Annotated in this window: 21 protein-coding genes; 11 read left to right on the top strand and 10 right to left on the bottom strand. The window is 64.6% G+C overall.

Annotated elements, in window-relative coordinates; translation table 11 throughout:
• The first annotated feature begins 69 nt into the window (after nt 1-69).
• From PQR02_RS10895 to PQR02_RS10865, 7 genes are all read left to right on the top strand, one after another.
• A complete protein-coding gene (locus PQR02_RS10895; protein ID WP_408229607.1) occupies nt 70-987 on the top strand; it encodes a cytochrome C assembly family protein in 918 nt (305 codons plus the stop codon).
• Between the two features lie 10 nt (nt 988-997).
• A complete protein-coding gene (locus PQR02_RS10890) occupies nt 998-1,288 on the top strand; it encodes a PP0621 family protein (RefSeq protein WP_408229604.1) in 291 nt (96 codons plus the stop codon).
• Nucleotides 1,285-1,881 (top strand): 1,6-anhydro-N-acetylmuramyl-L-alanine amidase AmpD, encoded by a 597-nt coding sequence (ampD, locus tag PQR02_RS10885; protein WP_408229601.1) that lies wholly within the window; start codon nt 1,285-1,287, stop codon nt 1,879-1,881. The genes PQR02_RS10890 and ampD overlap by 4 nt, the downstream gene beginning before the upstream one ends.
• 528 nt (nt 1,882-2,409) lie before the next feature.
• Nucleotides 2,410-5,409, top strand: a complete 3,000-nt coding sequence (locus PQR02_RS10880) for a ribonucleoside-diphosphate reductase subunit alpha (protein ID WP_408229598.1) — start codon at nt 2,410-2,412, stop codon at nt 5,407-5,409.
• A gap of 651 nt (nt 5,410-6,060) precedes the next feature.
• Nucleotides 6,061-7,293 (top strand): ribonucleotide-diphosphate reductase subunit beta, encoded by a 1,233-nt coding sequence (locus PQR02_RS10875; RefSeq protein ID WP_408229595.1) that lies wholly within the window; start codon nt 6,061-6,063, stop codon nt 7,291-7,293.
• Between the two features lie 86 nt (nt 7,294-7,379).
• Entirely contained in the window at nt 7,380-7,697 is a 318-nt protein-coding gene (locus PQR02_RS10870) for a hypothetical protein (RefSeq protein ID WP_408229592.1), read from the top strand.
• Nucleotides 7,698-7,727: 30 nt separating this feature from the next.
• Nucleotides 7,728-8,390: a histone H1-like DNA-binding protein gene (locus tag PQR02_RS10865; RefSeq protein ID WP_408229589.1), complete on the top strand. Its 663-nt coding sequence runs from the start codon at nt 7,728-7,730 to the stop codon at nt 8,388-8,390.
• A 231-nt stretch (nt 8,391-8,621) separates the two neighbouring features.
• On the opposite strand, the gene PQR02_RS10860 is transcribed toward PQR02_RS10865, so the two are convergent.
• The 10 genes from PQR02_RS10860 to PQR02_RS10815 all read right to left on the bottom strand — a co-directional run bounded on the left by PQR02_RS10860 (nt 8,622) and on the right by PQR02_RS10815 (nt 16,901).
• Nucleotides 8,622-9,098, bottom strand: a complete 477-nt coding sequence (locus PQR02_RS10860; protein WP_408229586.1) for an outer membrane lipoprotein — start codon at nt 9,096-9,098, stop codon at nt 8,622-8,624.
• Nucleotides 9,099-9,123: 25 nt separating this feature from the next.
• Nucleotides 9,124-10,062, bottom strand: coding sequence for a carbohydrate kinase family protein (locus PQR02_RS10855; protein ID WP_408229583.1), 939 nt, complete (start codon nt 10,060-10,062; stop codon nt 9,124-9,126).
• A gap of 97 nt (nt 10,063-10,159) precedes the next feature.
• Complete coding sequence (gene tpx / locus PQR02_RS10850; RefSeq protein ID WP_149673419.1) at nt 10,160-10,660, bottom strand: thiol peroxidase; 501 nt, start codon at nt 10,658-10,660, stop codon at nt 10,160-10,162.
• Nucleotides 10,661-10,732: 72 nt separating this feature from the next.
• Entirely contained in the window at nt 10,733-12,061 is a 1,329-nt protein-coding gene (locus tag PQR02_RS10845; protein ID WP_408229578.1) for a zinc-ribbon and DUF3426 domain-containing protein, read from the bottom strand.
• 48 nt (nt 12,062-12,109) lie between these two features.
• The gene (gene prmA, locus PQR02_RS10840) at nt 12,110-13,012 is read right to left on the bottom strand and encodes a 50S ribosomal protein L11 methyltransferase (RefSeq protein ID WP_408229575.1); all 903 of its coding nucleotides are present in this window, start codon (nt 13,010-13,012) and stop codon (nt 12,110-12,112) included.
• Nucleotides 13,013-13,015: 3 nt separating this feature from the next.
• Nucleotides 13,016-14,383: an acetyl-CoA carboxylase biotin carboxylase subunit gene (gene accC, locus PQR02_RS10835; RefSeq protein WP_408229572.1), complete on the bottom strand. Its 1,368-nt coding sequence runs from the start codon at nt 14,381-14,383 to the stop codon at nt 13,016-13,018.
• A gap of 115 nt (nt 14,384-14,498) precedes the next feature.
• Nucleotides 14,499-14,966: an acetyl-CoA carboxylase biotin carboxyl carrier protein gene (accB, locus tag PQR02_RS10830; RefSeq protein WP_149673415.1), complete on the bottom strand. Its 468-nt coding sequence runs from the start codon at nt 14,964-14,966 to the stop codon at nt 14,499-14,501.
• A gap of 68 nt (nt 14,967-15,034) precedes the next feature.
• Entirely contained in the window at nt 15,035-15,490 is a 456-nt protein-coding gene (gene aroQ, locus PQR02_RS10825) for a type II 3-dehydroquinate dehydratase (RefSeq protein WP_408229568.1), read from the bottom strand.
• Between the two features lie 194 nt (nt 15,491-15,684).
• A complete protein-coding gene (locus PQR02_RS10820; RefSeq protein ID WP_408229565.1) occupies nt 15,685-16,236 on the bottom strand; it encodes a TlpA family protein disulfide reductase in 552 nt (183 codons plus the stop codon).
• Between the two features lie 11 nt (nt 16,237-16,247).
• Nucleotides 16,248-16,901: a UDP-N-acetylmuramate--alanine ligase gene (locus PQR02_RS10815; RefSeq protein ID WP_408229562.1), complete on the bottom strand. Its 654-nt coding sequence runs from the start codon at nt 16,899-16,901 to the stop codon at nt 16,248-16,250.
• A 200-nt stretch (nt 16,902-17,101) separates the two neighbouring features.
• On the opposite strand from PQR02_RS10815, the gene mpl reads away from it, so the two are divergent.
• From mpl to aroE, 4 genes are all read left to right on the top strand, one after another.
• On the top strand, nt 17,102-18,496 hold the full coding sequence (gene mpl / locus PQR02_RS10810) for a UDP-N-acetylmuramate:L-alanyl-gamma-D-glutamyl-meso-diaminopimelate ligase (RefSeq protein ID WP_408229559.1): 1,395 nt from the start codon (nt 17,102-17,104) through the stop codon (nt 18,494-18,496).
• Nucleotides 18,493-19,095, top strand: coding sequence for a YqiA/YcfP family alpha/beta fold hydrolase (locus PQR02_RS10805; protein ID WP_408229556.1), 603 nt, complete (start codon nt 18,493-18,495; stop codon nt 19,093-19,095). Before mpl ends, PQR02_RS10805 begins: the two co-directional genes overlap by 4 nt.
• A gap of 212 nt (nt 19,096-19,307) precedes the next feature.
• Nucleotides 19,308-21,428, top strand: a complete 2,121-nt coding sequence (locus PQR02_RS10800) for a ribonuclease catalytic domain-containing protein (protein WP_408229553.1) — start codon at nt 19,308-19,310, stop codon at nt 21,426-21,428.
• Nucleotides 21,425-22,288 (top strand): shikimate dehydrogenase, encoded by an 864-nt coding sequence (gene aroE, locus PQR02_RS10795; RefSeq protein ID WP_408229550.1) that lies wholly within the window; start codon nt 21,425-21,427, stop codon nt 22,286-22,288. Before PQR02_RS10800 ends, aroE begins: the two co-directional genes overlap by 4 nt.
• The last annotated feature ends 46 nt before the right edge of the window (nt 22,289-22,334 follow it).

The raw sequence follows: 22,334 nt of genomic DNA, 5'->3' as shown, positions 1-22,334 counted from the left end.
ACAGTGCGGCCCGGGCGGCGCGCGACGTGGAAGACGTCGCGGAGTTGGGGCCTAGTGTAAACTTCGAATATGGATATTGTACTGTATGCCCTCACCGCGCTCCTCTACGGCGGTCTCGCCGTGGCCGGCTGGCGCTCGCACCGGCAGGCCACCGCGCGCCCCATGCTCGAGAGCGTGCCGCCGATGCCCGCCGCCGCGAGTGCGTCGGCCGCCTCGGGCATGAGCACGCCGGGCCGCGCGCTGTTGTTCGTCGCGCTGCTCGCGCACGGCGTGCTGCTGCATACCACCATCTTTCCGCAGAACGCGATGGTGTTCGGCTTTGCGTTCGCGCTGTCGGCGATGTTCTGGCTCGGCGCCGGCATCTACTGGATCGAGAGCTTCTTCTTTCCGCTCGACGGCCTGCGTCTGCTGGTGTTGCCGCTCGCGTGCGTCGCGTCGCTGTTGCCGCTCGCGTTCAACGGCGTGCGCGTGCTGCCGTATTCGGCGGCGCCGCTGTTCAAGCTGCACTTCCTGATCGCCAACATCGCCTATGGTCTGTTTGCGATCGCGGCGCTGCACGCGATTCTGATGCTGCTCGTCGAGCGTCGGCTGCATGCGATGCGCGGCGGCATCGCGCAGCGGCATACGAGCACGGCGGCCAACGGCTGGCTGGTCAGCTGGCTCGACACCTTGCCGCCGCTGCTGACACTCGAGAAGCTGCTGTTCCGTCTGATCGGCGCAGGTTTCATCTTGCTGACGCTCACGCTCGTGTCGGGCATCCTGTTCAGCGAGCAACTGGTCGACCGCGCGTTGCGGCTCGATCACAAGACTGTCTTCGCGATTCTTTCGTGGGTGATGTTCGGCGCGCTGCTGACCGCGCGCAAGGTATCCGGCTGGCGCGGCCGCGCGGCATTGCGCTGGGTGCTGGCGTCGTTCGTCGCGTTGTTGCTGGCGTACGTCGGCAGCCGTTTTGTTTTCGAGGTGCTGTTGCACCGCGCCGTAGTGTGAGCGTGTCCCTATGCGACAAATATTTCTGCTGATCCTGCTGTTCATCGTCGGTCAATGGCTGGTGAAGGCGCTGCGTCGTCATGACGCGCAAGCATCCCAGCGCGGCGCCGGCGCCAAAGGCGCAAACGGCGGCGCGCGTCCCTCCGACGCCCCGCAACTCCCGGAGCCGATGATCCGTTGCGCCGAGTGCGGCGTGCATGCGCCGAAGAGCGACTCGGTGGTGGTTGCCGGCCAGCCGTTCTGCAGCGCCGCGCACGCGCAGCGCCACGGCGCACGGCCCACGGGCCGCGATGCCCGATGAGCGTCGAGTTCACCGTCGACGCAGACGGTTGGGTCGCCGCCGCACGCAAACTGCCATCGCCGAATTTCGAAGCGCGCCCTGTGGGGGCCGCGCCGACGCTGATCGTCGTCCACAACATCAGCCTGCCGCCCAACGAGTTCGGCGGCACGGCGATCGCCGAACTGTTCCAGAACACGCTGGACTGCGATGCTCACCCGTACTACGACTCGCACCTGCGCGGCGTGCGAGTGTCCGCGCATTTCGTGATTCATCGCGACGGCGGCCTCGAACAGTTCGTGTCGTGCAACGAGCGCGCGTGGCACGCGGGGCCGTCGAATTTTTTCGGCCGCGAGCGCTGCAATGATTTTTCGATTGGCATCGAGCTGGAGGGCAGCGACACCACTGCCTTCGAAGCGGCGCAATACCGCACGCTCGGGGCGCTGGTGAACGCGCTGAAGGCGCGCTATCCGGTCGAAGCGCTCGCCGGTCACTCGGACATCGCGCCCGGCCGCAAGACCGATCCGGGGCCTCATTTCGAGTGGCATCGTCTGCAACGCGACACGTCCCTCGCGGATCGGTATTTCCCCTATCTCAAGTTTTCCGAAACGCCGTAACGACCCTTCCCGCGAGTTCGCGTGATGCGAGGAGAGCAAGGCGCCGTCTTGTTCTCCGGGGAGTCGGCCGTGCGCCGGCAGGTCCGGATGTCAAGACTTTGAAGGCAAATAAAACGATTTGATCTGTCTTGAATCTCCACTATACTTGGTGCCACAAATTCAGTTTCGCACTATATCTTGTGTTTGGTGTGCATAACCCTGTGCATAACTGAGTGCATAAGTTATGCGGCGCCCCGCTCTTCGAGCATGGCGCCGCACGCATTCCAGGCAGCGAAAAAAATTCCTGTGGCGCAGCCGGTAGGACCACCGGCGGCATCCAGAAGCATTCAGGAAAGGGGCTAGCAAGTGATCGCGACACGCACGATGAAGACCGTTACGAATTCGAACCAGGCTTCATCGCAGTTGCATCCCGCCAACCGGGCCGGCCGGTCCCTTTCCTGCACCTCATCGCTTGCGCACGCGCCAGCGCAGCGTTCGATTTAATCCGCGGATTTTCCCGCAACATTTCCAGGACCAGGAGCTTTGCACATGCAAACCACCGACAACGTGACGACCCGGTACGAGGGCTCACCGACTGGCCAGGCCTTCGGCCAGGCACAAGGCGCCCAAGCGCTCGCGCCGCAGACGACCTACGCCGACTACAAGGTGATCCGTCGCAACGGCAGCGTGGTGTCGTTCGAACCGTCGAAAATCGCCATCGCCGTGACGAAGGCATTCCTGGCCGTCAACGGTGGTCAGGGCGCGGCATCGGCGCGGGTGCGCGAACTGGTCGAGCAACTCACGCAGAACGTGGTGCGCGCGCTCGTGCGTAGCCGCCCGAACGGCGGCACGTTCCATATCGAAGACATTCAGGATCAGGTCGAACTCGCGCTGATGCGCGGCGGCGAGCACAACGTCGCGCGTGCTTACGTGCTGTATCGCGAGAAGCGCACGCAAGCGCGCGGTCATGACGAGCAGGTCGCCGCCAGCGCGCCGGGTCTGAACGTCACCGACAACGGCGTCACGCGCCCGCTGGATCTCGCTGCTCTGCGCGGCATCATCGAATCCGCTTGCGCGAACCTGGGCGACGCCGTGAGCGCCGACCCGATCATCGCTGAAACGGTGAAGAACCTGTACGACGGCGTGCCGATGAGCCAGGTCTACGACTCGGCGATCCTGGCTGCGCGCACGATGATCGAAAAGGACCCCGCGTACAGCCAGGTCACCGCGCGCATCCTGCTGCACACGATCCGCCGCGAGATCCTCGAAGAAGAAGTCACGCAAGCCGGGATGGGCGAGCGCTACGCCGAGTACTTCCCGCAGTTCATCAAGCGCGGCGTGCAAGCCGAGCTGCTCGACGACAAGCTGCTGCAGTTCGACCTGAAACGCCTCGGCGCCGCGCTCGACAACAACCGCGACCTGCAATTCGGCTACCTCGGTCTGCAAACGCTGTACGACCGCTACTTCCTGCATCACGACAACGTGCGCATCGAAATGCCGCAGGCATTCTTTATGCGTGTCGCGATGGGCCTGTCGCTCAACGAGATCGACCGCGAAGCGCGCGCGATCGAGTTCTACAACGTGCTGTCGAGCTTCGACTTCATGTCGTCCACACCGACGCTGTTCAACTCGGGCACCCGCCGCTCGCAACTGTCGTCGTGCTACCTGACCACGGTCGACGACGACCTCGACGGCATCTACGAAGCGCTGAAGGAAAACGCGCTGCTGTCGAAGTTCGCCGGCGGCCTCGGCAACGACTGGACGCGCGTGCGCGCGCTCGGCTCGCACATCAAGGGCACCAACGGCAAGTCGCAAGGCGTCGTGCCGTTCCTGAAGGTCGTCAACGACACGGCGGTCGCCGTGAACCAGGGCGGCAAGCGCAAGGGCGCGGTCTGCGCGTACCTGGAAACGTGGCACCTGGACATCGAAGAATTCCTCGAGCTGCGCAAGAACACCGGCGACGACCGTCGCCGCACGCACGACATGAACACGGCGAACTGGATTCCCGATCTGTTCATGAAGCGCGTGATGGAAGGCGGCGACTGGACGCTGTTCTCGCCGTCCACGTGCCCGGACCTGCACGACAAGTTCGGCGCCGAGTTCGAAGCGGCTTACACGTCTTACGAAGACAAGGTTGCGCGCGGCGAGATCAAGCTGTTCAAGAAGATTCCGGCGGCGCAACTGTGGCGCAAGATGCTGGGCATGCTGTTCGAAACCGGTCATCCGTGGATCACGTTCAAGGACCCGTGCAATGTGCGCTCGCCGCAACAGCACGTCGGCGTCGTCCACTCGTCTAACCTGTGCACGGAAATCACGCTGAACACCAGCGACGCCGAAATCGCGGTCTGCAACCTGGGCTCGGTGAACCTCGTCGCGCACCTGAAGGAACAGGCCGACGGCACGCGGGCGCTCGACCACGACAAGTTGAAGCGCACCGTCAGCGTGGCGATGCGCATGCTCGACAACGTGATCGACATCAACTACTACGCGGTCGCCAAGGCGCGTAACTCGAATCTGAAGCACCGTCCGGTCGGCCTCGGCATCATGGGCTTCCAGGACTGCCTGCACCTGCTGCGCACGCCGTACGCGTCGCAAGAGGCGGTCGCTTTCGCCGACACGTCGATGGAAGCGGTGTGCTACTACGCTTACTACGCGTCGACCGAACTGGCGCAAGAGCGCGGCCGCTACTCGAGCTACCGCGGCTCGCTGTGGGATCGCGGCATCCTGCCGCAAGACTCGGTGAAGCTGCTCGCCGACGCGCGCGGCGGCTATGTCGAAGTCGATTCGAGCGAGTCGATGGACTGGACCGAACTGCGTTCGCGCATCGCCACCTACGGCATGCGCAACTCGAACTGCGTCGCAATCGCACCGACGGCGACCATCTCGAACATCATCGGCGTGTCGGCTTGCATCGAGCCGACGTTCCAGAACCTGTACGTGAAGTCGAACCTGTCGGGCGAATTCACGGTGGTCAACGACTACCTGGTGCGTGACCTGAAGGCGCGCGGTCTGTGGGACGAGGTGATGGTCGCCGACCTGAAGTACTTCGACGGCACGCTCTCGCGCATCGACCGCATCCCGGCCGACCTGCGCGCGATCTATGCGACCGCGTTCGAACTCGATCCGGTGTGGCTGGTCGAGGCGGCCTCGCGTCGTCAGAAGTGGATCGACCAGGCGCAGTCGCTGAACATCTACATGGGCGGCGCATCGGGTAAGAAGCTCGACGAGATCTACAAGCTCGCATGGGTGCGCGGTCTGAAGACGACCTACTACCTGCGCACGATGGCGGCGACGCACGTCGAGAAATCGACGGTCGCGCACGGCGCGTTGAACGCGGTGAGCTCAGGCGGCAGCTCGGGCGGTGCCGCAGGCGGCGCAGCCGGTGGCTTCGGCGTGAGCGGCGGCGCAGCGGGTGGCGCGGTGGGCGGCATCCAGGCTGCCGCGGCAGCACCCGCGGTTGCGGTCGAAGCAGCGCCCGAAGCGGATGGTCCGGTCTGCATGATGCGCCCGGGCGACCCAGGCTTTGAAGAGTGCGAGGCTTGCCAGTAAGCACGCGGCAAGCAGCAGGATCGCTGCTTGCTGACGGGTTGTAGGTGATGACCCGCATGCAGCGATCCGCGTATCTATAGAGATGCGGCAGAAGTGAAGTCAAGCCGGTGAGCGGCGAGTGGGACCGAAGCAAGCGATGGGATCTGAAGTCGCGCCGCTCATCGGCTGCAGCGAAGTCAGGCAGGAGTCGTCAGCAGCACCACACGAAGCGCGCGACACAGTGCGCGTAGCAAACGCTTCGATCGATGGGCCGATCAACCTGAGCGGCCGCATGCATCGCTCGACATCACATCGGGCTTCACCTCGCGAGCGCTGTTGAAGCAGACAGCGCGGCTCACGCGGCGCTGCGCGAAGCACAGCGACGAACCACGCGAGGCAACACGGTCAGCAACCGCAAGAGCTGCGAACACGCTGCGCAATACAGATAGATAGAGCAGCGAAATGTCGCTTCGACAGGTTGCTCTTCGAGCTCGCGAAGCACGTCGGCAACACGCGTTCAACACGCCTCACTCGATGCGTCACGCAGAGTCCGTTGAACAAAGTGTTGTATGAACGTAGCAACGCGAATCGAAAACAGGATTTTTCATCAGCGAACTCTTTTATCGCTCGTGAAAAGATGGTACAAACCGTTCTAAATTGATGGTGACATTTATGCTCAACTGGGATGACGAGATCACTGCCGTAACTCCCTCGAGCGGCGCGCAACAGAATGCGTTGCGCAACGCAGCGGGATCGGCTGTCGGTTCGCAAATCGGAACGCGTTCCGCTCCTCATGCTCCCTCGGCTCAAGACGTGTTCGCGAACGACATCGCTGTCGCTCCCGTCACTCACGTTGCCCACGCTGCCGGAACGGCTGCCGTTTCCGAAGCGCGGGTCAATGTCGCCGACAAGCGCATCATCAACGGCCAGACCGACGTCAATCAGTTGGTGCCGTTCAAGTACAAGTGGGCCTGGGAAAAGTATCTGGCTGGTTGCGCCAACCACTGGATGCCGCAAGAAGTGAACATGTCGCGCGACATCGCCTTGTGGAAAGACCCGAACGGGCTGACCGAAGACGAGCGCCGCATCGTCAAGCGTAACCTGGGCTTCTTCGTGACGGCCGACTCGCTGGCCGCCAACAACATCGTGCTGGGCACCTATCGCCACATCACGGCGCCCGAATGCCGCCAGTTCCTGCTGCGCCAGGCGTTCGAAGAGGCGATCCACACGCATGCTTACCAGTACATCGTCGAATCGCTGGGCCTCGACGAAGGCGAAATCTTCAACGCGTATCACGAGGTTTCCTCGATCCGCGCGAAAGACGAATTCCTGATTCCGTACATCCACGTGCTGACCGACCCGGCCTTCAAGACCGGTACGCTCGAGGCAGACCAGACCCTGCTGCGCTCGCTGATCGTGTTCGCCTGTGTGATGGAAGGCCTGTTCTTCTACGTCGGCTTTACACAAATCCTGGCGCTCGGCCGCCAGAACAAGATGACCGGCGCGGCGGAACAGTACCAGTACATCCTGCGCGACGAGTCGATGCACTGCAACTTCGGCATCGACCTGATCAACCAGATCAAACTCGAAAACCCGCAACTCTGGACGGCTGAGTTCCGCGCGGAAATCCGCGAGATCTTCCAGCAAGCGGTCGAACTTGAATATCGTTACGCAGAAGACACGATGCCGCGCGGGGTGCTCGGCCTCAATGCGTCGATGTTCAAGAGCTATCTGCGCTTCATCTGCAACCGCCGTTGCCAGCAGATCGGTCTCGATCCGCTGTACCCGAACGAGGAAAACCCGTTCCCGTGGATGAGCGAGATGATCGACCTGAAGAAGGAGCGCAACTTCTTCGAGACGCGAGTGATCGAATATCAAACTGGCGGTGCGCTGACCTGGGAGTAAGCCGGGTTCGTGTCGCAGATGCATTCATCGATGGGGATGCCGCCGGCTTCGGCCGCGGCAAATTTGGTTAGGAGCAGAACCGCCTGATGCAAAGCGTGCCCGGTGCCCTAGCGGCCCACAAACATGACAGGCACTTTGCGGACCCTTCAGTGGGATGGGCAAACTTCCCCCCGGACAAAGCCGCTGGCGTCACCGCCAGCGGCTCGATCAAGCAATTGCCGGCGTTGTGGTTCAACGCCGACCAGATCTGGCGCGCGGTGCCTGTTGGCACGGCGCGCCTTACCGCATTCATTAGCGTAAGCGCGCAGCACCTGCGTACGCCGATGAATAGCCCGCTTCGTAGCGCGCGCCCTGAGAAGCGTCCGCGGGAAGCGGGTTTTGACGAAGGGTGTAGTTTGAACTGACTCTCATCTGAAAACCTGAAGGAGAAAATGATGGCAACTGCAAAGAAAGCCGCCGCTAAGAAACCCGCAGCAAAGAAGGTCGCGGCCAAGAAGGCTGCTCCGGCAAAGAAGGCTGCTCCGGCGAAGAAAGTCGCTGCGAAGAAAGTCGCAGTAAAGAAGGTTGCAGCGAAGAAGGCAGCACCGGCTAAGAAGGTTGCAGCGAAGAAAGCTGCGCCGGCCAAGAAGGTTGCAGCCAAGAAAGTTGCAGCGAAGAAAGTCGCTGTGAAGAAGGTCGCGGCCAAGAAGGCAGCGCCGGCCAAGAAAGCCGCAGTGAAGAAGGTCGCAGCGAAGAAGGCAGCAGCGAAGAAGGCAGCACCGGCGAAGAAGGCCGCAGCGAAGAAGGCAGCTCCGGCGAAGAAGGCCGCAGCGAAGAAAGCTGCGCCTGCGAAAAAGGCCGCTGCTAAAAAGGCTGCGCCCGCGAAAAAGGCTGCTGCTAAAAAGGCTGCTGCTAAAAAGGCTGCGCCTGCCAAGAAGGCTGCCGCGAAGAAGGCCGCCGCTCCTGCGAAGAAGGCTGCGCCTGCGAAGAAGGCTGTCGCCAAGAAGGCTGCGCCTGCACCCGCTGCGACTGCTGTTTCGAGCGCACCGGCGGCGACGGTGAAGACCGCGCTGAACCCGGCAGCGGCATGGCCGTTCCCGACGGGCAGCCGTCCGTAAGCAGTCGTAGCACTTCGACACGTCGCAGGATGTGTCCGATGATCGGGTAGCGCTCAGGCAAGTGATGAGCGCTACCCGTTCAGAATCCCGTGGCCGGGTCTCGGCGACGGGATTTTTTTTGCCCGCGGTTTCTGCGCGAGCGTGCAGAAGAAAAAACACGCATGCACAGGGGAGGGCATGCGTGTGAGGTCGTCGCGGCTACCCGTAGGCGGCCGCGCGAGAGGGGAAATTTTAGTGCGTGACGCGCGTGATACCGCCGCTGGAGAGGAGCCGCACGCGATCGCCCGCGCGGAAGATTTCGCCGGAGGTGGTTTGCGTGATCGCACGCATGTCGCCGTTGTCTAGCCGCACGGTGATCTCGACACCGTCGCGCATCGCAACGCTGTTCTCGATCGCATTGCCGGCGACCGCGCCGCCTATGCCGCCGACGATGCCCGTGGCGACCGAGCCGCGGCCGCCGCCGATCGTGCTGCCGGCCAGCGCGCCCAGCGCGCCGCCGCCGACCGCGCCCAGACCGCTCGGCTGGCCGTTGTTCGAACTGATGCGCACTGCGCGCACACTGTCGACCGTGCCCATGCGGACCGTTTGTTCGCGCTGTGCCTGCGACGCCGTGAAGACGTTGGGAGAACTACTGTTGCTCGCGCATCCCGACATCGCCAGCGACCCGGCGATCAAGGTGGCGACGATCAGGCGACTCGTTGTCCTCATTCCCTGGCTCCCATGGCTCGCGGTCTTAAGGCAGGCTGTATCCGAATGCCCCCTCGAACCGCTCGTTGATTTCCGCCCGGCTGGGCGCGTAGTTTTGCGGGCCCTGATGCTCGATCTTCAGGGCACCCATCAGGCTTGCCAGGCGCCCCGTGGTGGCCCAGCCAAGCCTGTTCTCGATGCCGTAAAGCAAGCCGCCGCGGAATGCATCGCCGCAGCCTGTCGGGTCGAGCACCTGCTTTGCGTTGACCGCCGGAATCGCTTCGACACCGCCGGCATGATGGATCTGCGCACCCTGCTCGCCGAGCGTGACGATCAACGCTTCGACCTTGCCGGCGATCTCTTCGATCGACCAGCCAGTCTTGTTGCTCACCAGCTTGGCTTCGTAATCGTTGACAGCTACATACGTGGCAAGTTCAATCATGCGGCGCAGCGTGTCGCCGTCGAAGAGCGGCAAACCTTGGCCCGGATCGAAGATGAACGGCACGCCGGCGGCCGCCAGATGTTCCGAATGCTGGATCATCCCGTCGTAGCCGTCCGGTCCGACGATGCCGAGCGTAATGCCCTTCGCTTCGTCGGCGCGGTTCAGATGGGACTGCATCATCGCGCCCGGATGGAACGCGGTGATCTGATTGTTTTCGAGGTCGGTGGTGATCATCGCCTGCGCCGTGTAGGCGTCCGGCACGACGAGCACGCTTTGCGTCGACAGCCCGAGTTGCTCGAAGCGGTCGAGGTAAAGCTGCGCGTCGACCGAGCCGAGCGTGCCCATGATGCGCGCGTCGCCACCGAGCAGATGCAGCGCGTAAGCGATGTTGCCCGCGCAGCCGCCGAACTCGCGGCGCATGGTCGGCACGAGAAAGCTGACGTTCAGGATGTGCACCTGCTCGGGCAGAATGTGCTCCCGGAAGCGTCCCTCGAAAGTCATGATGTTGTCGTAGGCGAGCGAGCCGCAAATGAGCGTAGCCAAGGCGAGCGTTCCTGTGAAAAAGCGTTGGAGAGAGGGCGCGCGACGATGCCACGGCGCCGCGCACGAGGCGCGGCGCCGTGGCTCGTGCGCGAAAGGCTTACTTCAGCGCGGCGAGTGCTGCGTCGTAGTTCGGCTCGTTCTTGATTTCGCCGACCAGTTCAGCGTGCACGACCTTGTCGTTCTCGTCGATCACCACCACGGCGCGCGCCGTCAGGCCGGTCAGCGGACCGCTCGTCACGTCGACGCCGTAGGCCTGGGCGAACTCGTGGCCGCGGAACGTCGAGGCGGTGACGACGTTCTCGATGCCTTCGGTCGTGCAGAAGCGCGAGGCCGCGAACGGCAGGTCGCCCGACACGACGATCACCGCCGTGTTGGTCAGCTTGGCGGCGGCTTCGTTGAACTTGCGGGTCGAGGTGGCGCAGGTCGGCGTGTCGAGGCTCGGGACGATGTTCAGCACCTTGCGCTTGCCGGCGAAATCGGCGAGCGACACCGGCTTCAGATCCTTGCCGACCAGCGAGAAAGCGGCCGCGCTCTGGCCCACTGACGGAAACGTGCCGGCTACTTCGATCGGGTTGCCGCCCAGAGTGACTTGGCTCATGTTGTAGTGCTCCGAAAATTCGTCAGAAATGACAGTGAAGCGCCCGATCATGGCCGGGCGCGCGAGGGTGCGTTACGGATAAAAAATCTGAACGCGGAAATTGGAGGCGATCGCCATGCCCGTATCGAGATGCACGATCATGGTCTGCGTCGTGTGCGCCGGCAGGCCGGCCGCGATCGACGTGCCGGGTGGAACGTAGTCCTGCGGCCAGAGCACGCGCCGCACCGCGACGTTGTTCTGGTCGTCGAGCAGCGTGAGTTCGATGGCGGGATAGGCGAGCGCGATGTTGAAGCGGTTGTGCAGCGGCATCTTCAGCTCGAGCTTGTGCGGGCCGTCGATCTGCCGCAGATCGGACGGCTCGACCTGCAAGCCGTCGATGTCGTGCGGCGGCGACACCTCGCAGCCGAGCTGTGCGCAGGCCTTCGCGTACAGCGTCTGCGAGCGCGGGAAGTACACCTGCACCGTTTCGCGTTGCCACCACGCGAGTTGCGCGAGCAGCGCGATGACCAACAGCAGTCCCACCACCGACGCGGCGATCGCCCAGCCCGTGCGCCGCGCTTCGGCGGGGCGGCTTTCGCGCATCACGGGGAACGGATCGTTGCCGTCGTTCACGGGATTGACGGAGAAGGGCTCGCCGCTGGCAGCGGCGGCAGCCGGGCCGCCGATGCCGGGGCCGCCCGGACCGCCCGGACCGCCGGTGCCCGAGCCGCCGCCGGCAGCGGTGGCGCTGAAGGGAGCCGAGCCTGCACGCGCCGCGCCGAAACCAGCGGCGCCGGCCGCGCCTAAGCCGGCCGTGCCTAAGCCGGCCGTGCCAAAATGCGGTTCGTTATCGGGGATGCCATGTATCCGCGCCTTCTGGTCCACAGCGGGTTCGGACGGGTGCTCGGTCTTGTGCCAAACCCGCGGCGCTTCCTCCAGCGGAGGCTCTTCCTCGGGCCGATAGGCAAAGGGTTCGAGCGGCGCGTCGGCCAGCACCGGTTCGTGGTCGGGAGGCAGCGGGGTCGTCAAAGCACCGGCCGGCAATTCCGGCTCGGCGGGGTGGCCCGGCGTGAGCGCAACGCCCGCGCCGGTCGAGACCGGCGCCAGCGGCACATTGCCGGCGTTGTGCAGCAGACGATTGTCGATGGCCGCGTCGGGCGTGGGCGCCCCCGGATCCCATCCTTGCGCGCTGAAGTCGGGGCGTTTATGACGTACGCCCGACAGCGCTTCGATCGCCGCGGCAGCGGCGACCGGTTTGGCGGTGGAAAAGTCACCGCCCTCGGTGATGTCGAACAGGCTGCTCGATGCGTCGAAAACTTCGTGGCAATGCCCGCAGCGCACGAGGCCGCGGCGCAGCGCGAGCTGCGCCGGCTGAAGACGGAAGACGGTTTCGCAGAAGGGGCAACGCGTCGCCAGGAGCATATTGAGCCGATAAGCCAGTAGGCCGTTGATTAGACAATACGCCTTATTCTAATGGCTTTCGCGACGTGTTCCCGTCAGACACACCCAACCTTCGTGTTCGCGCCATACGCCGATATCGATCCAGCGCGCGTACACCTGCGCGACTTCCTCCGCCTGGCGCGCCAGAATGCCGGACAGCGCGATCCGGCCGCCCGGCTTGACCTTCGACGACAGCATCGACGCCATCAGCTTGAGCGGATTGGAGAGGATATTGGCGACCACGATATCGAATTCGCCGGTGGGACATTCGTCCGGCAAACCGTACGTCACCTCGGCGCGGTTGCGCTCGCTGTTGTGACGCGCCGATTCGACCGCTTGCGGGTCGATGTCGATGCCATACACCGGATTCGCGCCGCACTTTTTCGCGAGGATCGCGAGGATGCCGGAGCCGCAACCGTAATCGAGCACGGACTGCTCAGGCTTGACCGATTGCTCCAGCCATTCCATGCACAGGCGTGTAGTGGGATGGCTGCCGGTGCCGAACGCGAGGCCCGGGTCCAGTTCCAGCACCAATGCTTCGGGGTCCGGTGCATCGTGCCACGACGGCACGACCCAGATGCGCTCGCCGATCGGAATCGGATCGAACTGCGACTGCGTGAGCCGCACCCAGTCCTGCTCTTCGACTTCCCGCACGGTGAACGACGGCGCGGTATCCAGCCCGACCTCGTTCGCGGCAGCGGTCAGCAGCAACGCTGGTTCGTGTTCCGGCGCGAGCAGCGCGATCACGCGCGAACGCTGCCACGCCGTGCGATCGGGCGTGAGACCGGGCTCGCCGAACAGCGGCTGCTCGTCGGGCGTGTCGGCGTCCGCGTCTTCGACCGATACGGACAGCGCGCCCAACTCGAGCAGCGCATCGGAAAACTCCTCCGCGTGCTCGCGTGCCAACTCGGCGATCAGTTCCCGGTAGCTCATGACTTACGCTTCTTCCGGCGCGGCCTGCAGCTTCGCGGCCAAACGGTTTTCGAGATAGTGAATGCTGGTGCCGCCTTCGACGAATTTCGCGTCCAGCATCAGCTCGCGGTGCAACGGAATGTTGGTCTGGATGCCTTCGACCACCATTTCCGACAACGCGATGCGCATCCGCTTGATCGCCTGTTCGCGCGTGGCGCCGTAAGCGATCAGCTTGCCGATCATGGAATCATAGTTCGGCGGCACGAAATAGCCGTTGTACGCGTGCGAATCGACGCGGATGCCGGGGCCGCCCGGCATATGCCAAGAGGTCAAACGGCCCGGCGACGGAATGAACTTGAACGGATCTTCGGCGTTGATCCGGCATTCGATCGCATGACCCCTGAACGTGATGTCGCGCTGACGGAATGCGAGCTTTTCCCCGGCCGCGATGCGGATCTGTTCCTGCACGATGTCCACGCCCGTGATCAGCTCGGTCACCGGGTGCTCGACCTGCACGCGCGTGTTCATTTCGATGAAGTAGAACTCGCCGTTTTCGTACAGGAACTCGAACGTGCCCGCGCCCAGATAGCCCATCTTCTTGCAGGCGTCCGCGCAACGATCGCCGATACGGTCGATCAGACGGCGCGCGATGCCTGGCGCCGGCGCTTCTTCGATCACTTTCTGGTGACGGCGCTGCATCGAACAGTCGCGCTCGCCGAGCCAGATTGCGTTCCTGAACGAATCGGACAGCACCTGGATTTCGATGTGCCGCGGGTTCTCCAGGAATTTCTCCATGTAGACCTGCGGGTTGCCGAACGCGCGGCCGGCTTCTTCACGGGTCATGTTGACCGCGTTGACGAGCGCCGCCTCGGTGTGGACCACGCGCATGCCGCGGCCGCCGCCGCCGCCGGCGGCCTTGATGATGACCGGATAGCCGACCTGGCGGGCGATCTTCACGATCTCTTTCGGATCGTCCGGCAGCGCGCCTTCCGAGCCCGGCACGCACGGCACGCCGGTCTTGATCATGGTCTGCTTGGCCGTGACCTTGTCGCCCATCATCCGGATCGTTTCCGGGCGCGGGCCGATGAAGGTGAAGCCGGACTGCTCGACGCGCTCGGCGAAGTCGGCGTTCTCCGACAGGAAGCCGTAGCCGGGGTGGATCGCTTCGGCGTCGGTGACTTCAGCCGCGCTGATCAGCGCGGGCATGTTCAGATAGCTCAGATTCGACGGTGCCGGGCCGATGCAGACCGCCTCGTCGGCGAGCTTCACGTATTTGGCTTCCTTGTCGGCTTCCGAATAGACGACGACCGTCTTGACACCGAGTTCGCGGCAGGCGCGCTGGACACGAAGCGCGATCTCGCCGCGATTGGCAATGAGGATTTTTTCAAACATAGCGGGTTTTCGACTCATCAATGGGCGCCGGGTTGCTCACAACACCGGCCGCCTCAGAGGATCGGTCGCGCGCCTCTCGACAGCGGCGCGCGGGCGGCGAACACTGCGTGCCGCGTTAGCCGACCACGAACAGCGGTTGGCCGTACTCGACCGCCTGGCCGTTTTCGACGAGGATTTCCTTCACCACGCCGGACTTGTCCGACTCGATTTCGTTGAGCAGCTTCATCGCTTCGATGATGCAGATCGTCTGGCCTTCCTTGACGGTGTCGCCCACCTGGACGAACGGGTCCGCGCCCGGCGACGGCGCGCGGTAGAAGGTGCCGACCATCGGCGAGGTCACCACGTGGCCTTGCGGCGCGGCAACCGCCGGCGCAGCCGGGGCGGCGGCGACCGCCGGCGCTTCGGCGCCCATGGCGGGAGCCGGCTGCGCGTATTGCGGCGCATAGGAGGCGGACGGCTGCACGTAAACCGGCGGCGCGTTCTTGACGATGCGCACCTTGCCTTCGCCCTCGGTCACTTCGAGTTCGGAAATACCGGACTCCGAGACGAGGTCGATCAGAGTTTTCAGTTTACGTAGATCCATCAGGAAGCCCCTTTCAATGCGTAGTGCCGGCACGTGCGAGAGCCGGCTCAAATTAGACGTATTTGGATTCAGCCGCGCGACGAGCCGGCCGCGAGCCGGTCGAGCGCGAATTCGAGCGCGTACAGATATCCCTTCCAGCCAAGGCCGCAAATCACGCCCTCAGCCTGGTCGGAGAAATACGAGTGATGCCGGAACGGTTCGCGACGATGCACGTTCGACAGGTGAATCTCGACGAACGGGATGCCGACCCCCGCCAGTGCGTCCCGAATGGCCACGCTGGTATGCGTGTATGCGGCGGGATTGATCAGAATGAAATCGGTTTTTTCAGCCCGCGCGGATTGGATGCGATCGACCAGAGCGCCTTCGTGATTGCTCTGGAACGACGCCAGCTCGACGTCGGCGTCCGCCGCGCGGTCGGCCAGCGCTTGATCGATCTGCGGCAAGCTCACGTGACCGTAAACCTCGGGTTCCCGGGTGCCGAGAAGGTTGAGGTTGGGTCCGTGCAGTACCAGCAGTCGCGTCATGGTCGCTTCTTTTTCCGTGGAATTGGGCGCACTTTAGCGCTGATTAGAGAAACTTGTCTAGTTTCCCACACGTATGGAGCGACGCCGGCGTCGGACCGTCATCGTGCGGGGCGCCCATCTTCTCTCAATTTCGCTTGAAATGCGCGTATTTTTGCGCGTTCCGCGCGGAACTGAACGCCAAAAGAATGTGAAACTTAAAGGGCGTCGAGCGTCTGTCTGAGGGCCGCGGGGTCGATCTGGCCTAATTTTGTCGAGCGGACATTGCCTTTGGCGTCGATCACGACCGTGAACGGCAGGCCGCCCGCGTTATTGCCGAACGCGCGCGCGAGGTCGGCGCCGCCGAAGCCGGTCACGTAGACCGGGTAGGCCACCTTCACTTTCTGCAGGAAGGCTTGCACGTTCTTGTCGGAATCCACGCCAAGTCCGACGAACTGGATGCCTTTTTTGGCGTACTCGCGTTGAAGTTGCGACAGCGCAGGCATTTCCTCGACGCAAGGGCCGCACCACGACGCCCACAAGTTGACGACGATTGGGTGCCCTTTGAGCAAACTTAGCGACTGCGCCTTGCCGTCGACGTTCGTGACCGGCGCGGCCCACAGTTGCTCGACCGGGCTTTGCTGCGAACCGGCCTGGGCCGCGTGGGCCACTTCTTCGGTCCCGCCGTTGAGCCAATGGTTGGCCAGCACGCCGCCGCCCGCAGCGACGATTACAACCAGCGCGCCCGCCAGAATCCGTCTCGTAGTCATTGTCGGTCTGTCTAATTAGTGGAAGGGGTGACTTCGCCGCTGTTGAGCAACGCCTGGACCGCCTGCAGGTTCGCCCGGGCCGTGCGGCCGCGTGCGTCGGCGCGGACCGCGCCGCGCAGGTCGTCGGTCTCGTACAGCGCGACGTGAATGCCGGCCGATTCCGCATTACGCCCTTCGTTCTCCGGGCGCCACAGGAAGCTCAGTGTCTCGACATAGCCCCGTCCGGCGAAATGCCGCGTTTCCGACACGTCGTACTGAATGTTGGCGTTCAGGAAATAGATGGCGACTTCCTTCGGGTTGTCGCAGAACACCTGCAGATGCACGTCCGAGTGTTCCCCCGCCGTGCCGCCCAGCACCGCGCCGGTCAGATAGGGGTTGAACGGCGCGAGCCGCTCCATCCAGTCGATCGCGATGAGGCGCAGGCGCCGCAACAGCGCCGGCTGGCTGTCGCCCTGAAAGAGCGACTGATACTCGCGGATCTCTGCCTCGATCTGGTCGTTATCCGGCAGCCATTCGCCGGCAATACGAGTCTCGCCGACGACTTGCCGGGCCGCTTTGCGCTTGGCCGTAGCGTAGTCCAGACCGTCTTCGGCGATCATGCGCGCAGCCGCGATGGCGATTTCCTCGCGCACGCGCTGCGGATCGAAATGTGATTTGCGAATCATCCGTCAATCATACTAGAGATTGACGATGCGCCTTTCTGGGCGGGGCGGGACGGGACGAACGCCCAGGCGGCGCGGCGCGGGCCCGCGTTCATGGGCGAGCGTAAGCTGTCGGTTACAATAGCGTCCTTTGCAGACGGTCGTTCCGGCCGCTTTTGCACCTCCATTCCTCGCAAAAAACGCCCGCGCGGCACGACAGGCTTATGCACATCCACATCCTCGGCATCTGCGGCACGTTCATGGGCGGTCTCGCAGTGCTCGCGCGCGGCGCGGGCCACACCGTGACCGGTTGCGACGCCGGCGTCTATCCGCCGATGAGCACGCAGCTCGAGGCGCAAGGCATCCGTCTGATCGAGGGTTACGACGCGGACCAGTTGAACGGCCTGAACGCGGATCTGTTCGTGATCGGCAACGTCGTATCGCGCGGCAACCCGCTGATGGAAGCGATCCTCGACCGCGGTCTGCCCTATGTGTCCGGGCCGCAGTGGCTCGGCGAGCACGTGCTGAACGGCAAATGGGTGCTGGCGGTGGCCGGCACGCACGGCAAGACCACCACCAGTTCGATGCTCACCTGGCTGCTCGAAGACGCGGGCCTCAACCCGGGCTTCCTGATCGGCGGCGTGCCGCTGAATTTCGGCGTGTCGGCGCGGCTCACCCATTCGAGCTTCTTCGTGATCGAAGCCGACGAGTACGACACCGCGTTCTTCGACAAGCGCTCCAAGTTCGTTCATTACCGGCCCAAGACCGCGGTGCTGAACAACCTCGAATTCGATCACGCCGACATCTTCCCGGATCTGGCCGCAATCGAAACGCAGTTTCATCACCTGATCCGCACGGTGCCCAGCATCGGCCGGGTGGTGACGAACGGCCGCGAGGACGCGCTGGAGCGCGTGCTGACGCGCGGCTGCTGGAGCGAAGTCGAGCGCTTCGGCGTGCAGGGCGGCTGGGAAACCTTGCCCGCCGAAACCGGCGTGCCGGTCGACGAGCGCTTCGCGGTGTATCACAACAGCGAGCGCGTCGGCGTGGTCGAGTGGCAGGTGCAGGGCGAGCACAATCGCATGAATGCGCTGGCCGCGATCGCCGCCGCGCGGCACGTGGGCGTGCCGCCGGCGCAGGCCGCGAAGTCGCTGGCGAGCTTTCGCAATGTGAAGCGGCGCATGGAAGTGCGCGGCAGCGTCGACGGTGTGACCGTATACGACGATTTCGCGCATCACCCGACCGCGATCGACACCACGGTGGCCGGCCTGCGCGCGCGCGTCGGCCGCGACAACACGCGGATTCTCGCGGTGCTGGAGCCGCGCTCGAACACGATGAAGCTGGGCGTGATGAAAGCGCAATTGCCCGCCAGCCTCGCCGATGCCGATCTCGTGTTCGGCTACGGCGCGCCGAGCGGACGCGACGCGCTCGGCTGGAATCTCAAGGAAGCGCTCGCGCCGCTCGGCGGCAAGGCGCAGGCCTTCGACAATCTCGACGCGCTGGTCAAAGCAGTGGTCCACGCAGCGCGCCCCGGCGATCAGATTCTGGTGATGAGCAACGGCGGCTTCGGCGGCGTGCATCAGAAACTGCTCGACGCCCTTTCCGCGCGAGGCACTTCGTGATTCTCTATCTGCACGGTTTCCGCTCGTCACCCAATTCGTTCAAGGCGCGCGTGCTGGCGGCGCGTCTTGCCGAACTGGGCCGCGCCGACGAGTGGTGCTGCCCGATGCTGCCCGTCTCGCCGTTTGAGACGGTGGCGCTCGCCGAATCGCTGGTGGCTGCGGCCGGCACGAATCGCGTGACGCTGATCGGCAGCTCGCTGGGCGGCTATTTCGCCACGCATCTGGCGGAGAAACATGGCTGGCCGGCCGTGCTGCTGAACCCGGCGGTCGTCCCGCAGCGTGATCTGAGTGCGTATCTCGGCGCGCAGCCGTTGTGGCACGGCGGCGGCAGCATCGTCGTCGAGCCCTATCATCTGGACGAGCTGCGCGCGCTCGGCGTCGCGTCGATCACGCGGCCCGAACGCTACTATCTGCTGGCCGCCACCGGCGACGAAGTGCTCGACTACCGCGAAATGCTCGCCCATTATCCGGGCGCACGCACTACGCTGATCGAAGGAAGCGACCACGCGATCAGCGAGTTCGCGGAGTACGTCGACGAAGTGCTGGCGTTTTGCGACGCCGAAGACGTCGAGCCGCCGGCGCCGCGCGAGGCGGCCTGAGGCCAAGCGCCGCAAACAGCCGCAAACAGACGCAAACTAAGGCGAGCGGTCCTCGCAGGCCGCTCCCCGTCACCAGATTCAACCCGCCGGCGCCCGCGTATCGCGCCGCGGATCCACAACCACGAACACGTTGCCGTGCCGCGCACGCAGTGACCGATCGCTGAAACGGATCGGGGCGCGCCGGCAGATGCAAGACAGAACGAGAGTATTGAGTGAACGTTTTCTTCGAGGAATCGGGCAGTTTCAAGGCGGGCAGCGTGCTGTCGCGCCAGGGCGACGCGTTTCAGGTCGAGTTGCCGGGCGGCCGGCGCGCGAAGGTGCGCGCCAAAGACGTGCTGATCGAATTCGACAAGCCGAGCGCGGCCGAACTGATGCAGCAGGCCGACGCCGCCGCGCAGGACATCGACCTCGATTTCCTGTGGGAGTGCGCGCCTGACGACGAATTCCCGTTCGCCACGCTGGGCGCCGAGTACTTCGGCGAAAGCTTCGGTTCGATCGAGCGCGCCGCGCTGGTGCTGCGCATGCACGGCGCGCCGGTGTACTTCCGCCGCAAGGGCCGCGGCATGTATCAGCGCGCGCCGCAGGAACAGCTGAAGATGGCGCTCGCCGGTCTGGAGCGCAAACGTCAGCAGGCGCTGGTGCAGCAAGGCTACGAGGAGGAACTGAAAGCCGGGCGGCTGCCCGAAGCCTTCATCGGCAAGACCGCGCTCGCGTTGCTCACCAAGCCCGACAAGAACACGATCGAATACAAGGCGCTCGAGGGCGCGGCGGCGGCGCGCGGCATTTCGCAGGCGCGCCTGATGCTCGAATGCGGCGCGATTCCGTCGGCGCGCGCGCTGCACGAAGCGAAGTTCCTCGCCGAATTTTTCCCGCACGGCACCGGCTTTGCGCCGGTCACCGTCGGCGGCTTGCCGGAAGATCTGCCCGAAGCGGACGTCGAGGCATTCTCGATCGACGACATTACCACCACGGAAATCGACGACGCGTTCTCCGTCGAGCACCTCGCCGACGGCCGCGTGCGGATCGGCGTGCACATCGCCGCGCCGGCGCTCGGCATCCAGCGTGGCGACGAGGTCGACGCGATCGCGCGCACGCGTCTGTCCACCGTCTACATGCCGGGCGACAAGATCACGATGCTGCCCGATAGCGTCGTCGAAGCGTTCACGCTGGCTGAAGGCGGCTTGCGGCCGGCGCTTTCGCTGTATGTGATCGTCAATCGCGAGACGCAGGAGATCGTCGTGAGCGAAACGCGCGCCGAGCGCGTGTTCGTGAAGAGCAATCTGCGCCACAACACGCTCGACGAACTCGTCACCGAAGAGGCGCTCGCCGCCGGCACCGGCGACTATCCGCACAAGGACGACATTGCAGTGCTGTGGCCGTTCGCGCAGGCGCTGTTCGAAAAACGCCAGGCTGCGCGCGCCGGCTACGGTCTGCGCCGCGAAGTGCAGCGCAACACCGACTTCAACTTCTATGTGGAAGGCGAGCACATCACGATCACGCCGCGCCGGCGCGGTTCGCCGCTCGACACGATCGTCGCCGAGCTGGCGATTCTCGCGAACTCGTCGTGGGGCGCGTTCCTGCATGACCACGGCGTGCCGGGCATCTACCGCACGCAGCGCGCGTTTGGCGCGCCGAGCGGCCCGAAGCGCACGCGCATGCAGACCAACGCCGCGCCGCACGAGGGCCTCGGTGTCACCCAATACGCGTGGAGCACCTCGCCGCTGCGCCGTTACGTCGACCTGGTGAACCAGTGGCAGCTGATCGCCTGCGTGCAGCACGGCGTGACCGCGAAACTGGCCGCGCCGTTCAAGCCCAAAGACGCCGATCTGTTCGCCGTCGTGCAAGGCTTCGACGACACCTACACCGCGTACGCCGATCATCAGCGTCGCATGGAGTACTTCTGGTGTCTGCGCTGGCTGAAGCAGGAGAACCGCAAGCAGGTTGTGGCGTCGGTGGTGAAGGGCGATCTGGTGCGCCTCGAAGAGATTCCGTTGCTGCTGCATGTGCCGGGTCTCGGCGTGCACGCCCGCGGCACGCGTTTGCAGATGGAAGTGATGTCGCTCGACGAGCTGACTGTCGAAGCGTCCGTGCGTCTCCTGCACGTGCTCGACGCGCCGACCGTGACGAGCGGCGGCGAAGCCGAGGAAGCCGACGAGGGCGATGAAGGCGACGAGGAAATCATCGACGCACCCGACGCCAGCGCGGAAGGCGAAGCCGAGGCCAAAGCCGAAGCCGAACTCGACGGCACCGCCGACGACGCAAGTGCGGCGGACGACGGCGACACCGACGCAAGCTCCGCCGCCGATCAGCACATCGCGGAGCCGGGACGATGAGCACCACCGCCACCCGCGACCGCTACGCGGTCATCGGCAACCCGGTCGGTCACAGCAAGTCGCCGTTCATCCACGGCCGCTTCGCCGCGCAAACCGGCGAGCCGGTCGAATACGGGCACCTGCTCGCACCGGTGGACGCGTTCGTGCCGCACGTGCGCGCGTTCATCGAAGCGGGCGGGCGCGGCCTGAACGTGACCGTGCCGTTCAAGCTCGACGCGCACGCTTTCGCCGACACGCTTTCGCCGCGCGCGGCGGCGGCCGGCGCGGTGAACACGTTGCGCATCGACGCGAACGGCGTTTACGGCGACAACACGGATGGCTTCGGTCTGGTGCGCGACATCGAGGTGAATATCGGCGTATCGCTGAAGGGCGCGCGCATTCTGTTGCTCGGCGCGGGCGGCGCCGCGCGCGGCGTGGTGCTGCCGATGCTGGAGCGCATGCCGCACACGCTGACGATCGTCAACCGCACTGCGGCGAAGGCCGAAGCGCTGGTCGATCAGTTCGCGCAGGCCGCGCGCGACGCCGGGTGCCGTCTGACGGGCGGCAGCGCGCGCGCGATCGAAGCGGGCACCTACGACGTGATCGTCAACGCGACGGCGGGAAGCCTCGACGCGTCGTTGCCCGAATGCGACGACCGTGCGTTCGGCACCGGCGCGCTCGCGTACGACATGATGTACGGCGCGCATCCGACGGTCTTCATGGAACACGCGCGCAAGCTCGGCGCGCGCGGCGCCGACGGTCTCGGCATGCTGGTCGAACAGGCCGCCGAATCGTTTTACGTGTGGCGCGGTGTGCGGCCGGCCGGCGCGCCGGTGCTCGCCGAACTGCGGGCGCTGCTGACGGCGCCCTCGCACCCTTAGACCAGCGCGGCGCCTGGCGGAACTCACTCACTCGAGAACTGAACGC

This window comes from Paraburkholderia sediminicola (assembly GCF_046026895.1).
Taxonomy (GTDB): domain Bacteria; phylum Pseudomonadota; class Gammaproteobacteria; order Burkholderiales; family Burkholderiaceae; genus Paraburkholderia; species Paraburkholderia sediminicola_C.
This window is presented reverse-complemented; position numbering and strand designations above follow the sequence as displayed.

Excerpts from the sequence above, each read along its gene's own strand:
- PQR02_RS10875 (WP_408229595.1), top strand. The coding sequence starts at position 6,061 with ATGCTCAACTGGGATGACGAGATCACTGCCGTAACTCCCTCGAGCGGC.
- PQR02_RS10860 (WP_408229586.1), bottom strand. The coding sequence starts at position 9,098 with ATGAGGACAACGAGTCGCCTGATCGTCGCCACCTTGATCGCCGGGTCG.
- PQR02_RS10890 (WP_408229604.1), top strand. The coding sequence starts at position 998 with ATGCGACAAATATTTCTGCTGATCCTGCTGTTCATCGTCGGTCAATGG.
- ampD (WP_408229601.1), top strand. The coding sequence starts at position 1,285 with ATGAGCGTCGAGTTCACCGTCGACGCAGACGGTTGGGTCGCCGCCGCA.
- tpx (WP_149673419.1), bottom strand. The coding sequence starts at position 10,660 with ATGAGCCAAGTCACTCTGGGCGGCAACCCGATCGAAGTAGCCGGCACG.
- accC (WP_408229572.1), bottom strand. The coding sequence starts at position 14,383 with ATGTTTGAAAAAATCCTCATTGCCAATCGCGGCGAGATCGCGCTTCGT.
- PQR02_RS10820 (WP_408229565.1), bottom strand. The coding sequence starts at position 16,236 with ATGACTACGAGACGGATTCTGGCGGGCGCGCTGGTTGTAATCGTCGCT.
- PQR02_RS10880 (WP_408229598.1), top strand. The coding sequence starts at position 2,410 with ATGCAAACCACCGACAACGTGACGACCCGGTACGAGGGCTCACCGACT.
- accB (WP_149673415.1), bottom strand. The coding sequence starts at position 14,966 with ATGGATCTACGTAAACTGAAAACTCTGATCGACCTCGTCTCGGAGTCC.
- PQR02_RS10870 (WP_408229592.1), top strand. The coding sequence starts at position 7,380 with ATGCAAAGCGTGCCCGGTGCCCTAGCGGCCCACAAACATGACAGGCAC.
- prmA (WP_408229575.1), bottom strand. The coding sequence starts at position 13,012 with ATGAGCTACCGGGAACTGATCGCCGAGTTGGCACGCGAGCACGCGGAG.
- aroE (WP_408229550.1), top strand. The coding sequence starts at position 21,425 with ATGAGCACCACCGCCACCCGCGACCGCTACGCGGTCATCGGCAACCCG.
- PQR02_RS10865 (WP_408229589.1), top strand. The coding sequence starts at position 7,728 with ATGGCAACTGCAAAGAAAGCCGCCGCTAAGAAACCCGCAGCAAAGAAG.
- PQR02_RS10815 (WP_408229562.1), bottom strand. The coding sequence starts at position 16,901 with ATGATTCGCAAATCACATTTCGATCCGCAGCGCGTGCGCGAGGAAATC.
- aroQ (WP_408229568.1), bottom strand. The coding sequence starts at position 15,490 with ATGACGCGACTGCTGGTACTGCACGGACCCAACCTCAACCTTCTCGGC.
- mpl (WP_408229559.1), top strand. The coding sequence starts at position 17,102 with ATGCACATCCACATCCTCGGCATCTGCGGCACGTTCATGGGCGGTCTC.
- PQR02_RS10845 (WP_408229578.1), bottom strand. The coding sequence starts at position 12,061 with ATGCTCCTGGCGACGCGTTGCCCCTTCTGCGAAACCGTCTTCCGTCTT.
- PQR02_RS10895 (WP_408229607.1), top strand. The coding sequence starts at position 70 with ATGGATATTGTACTGTATGCCCTCACCGCGCTCCTCTACGGCGGTCTC.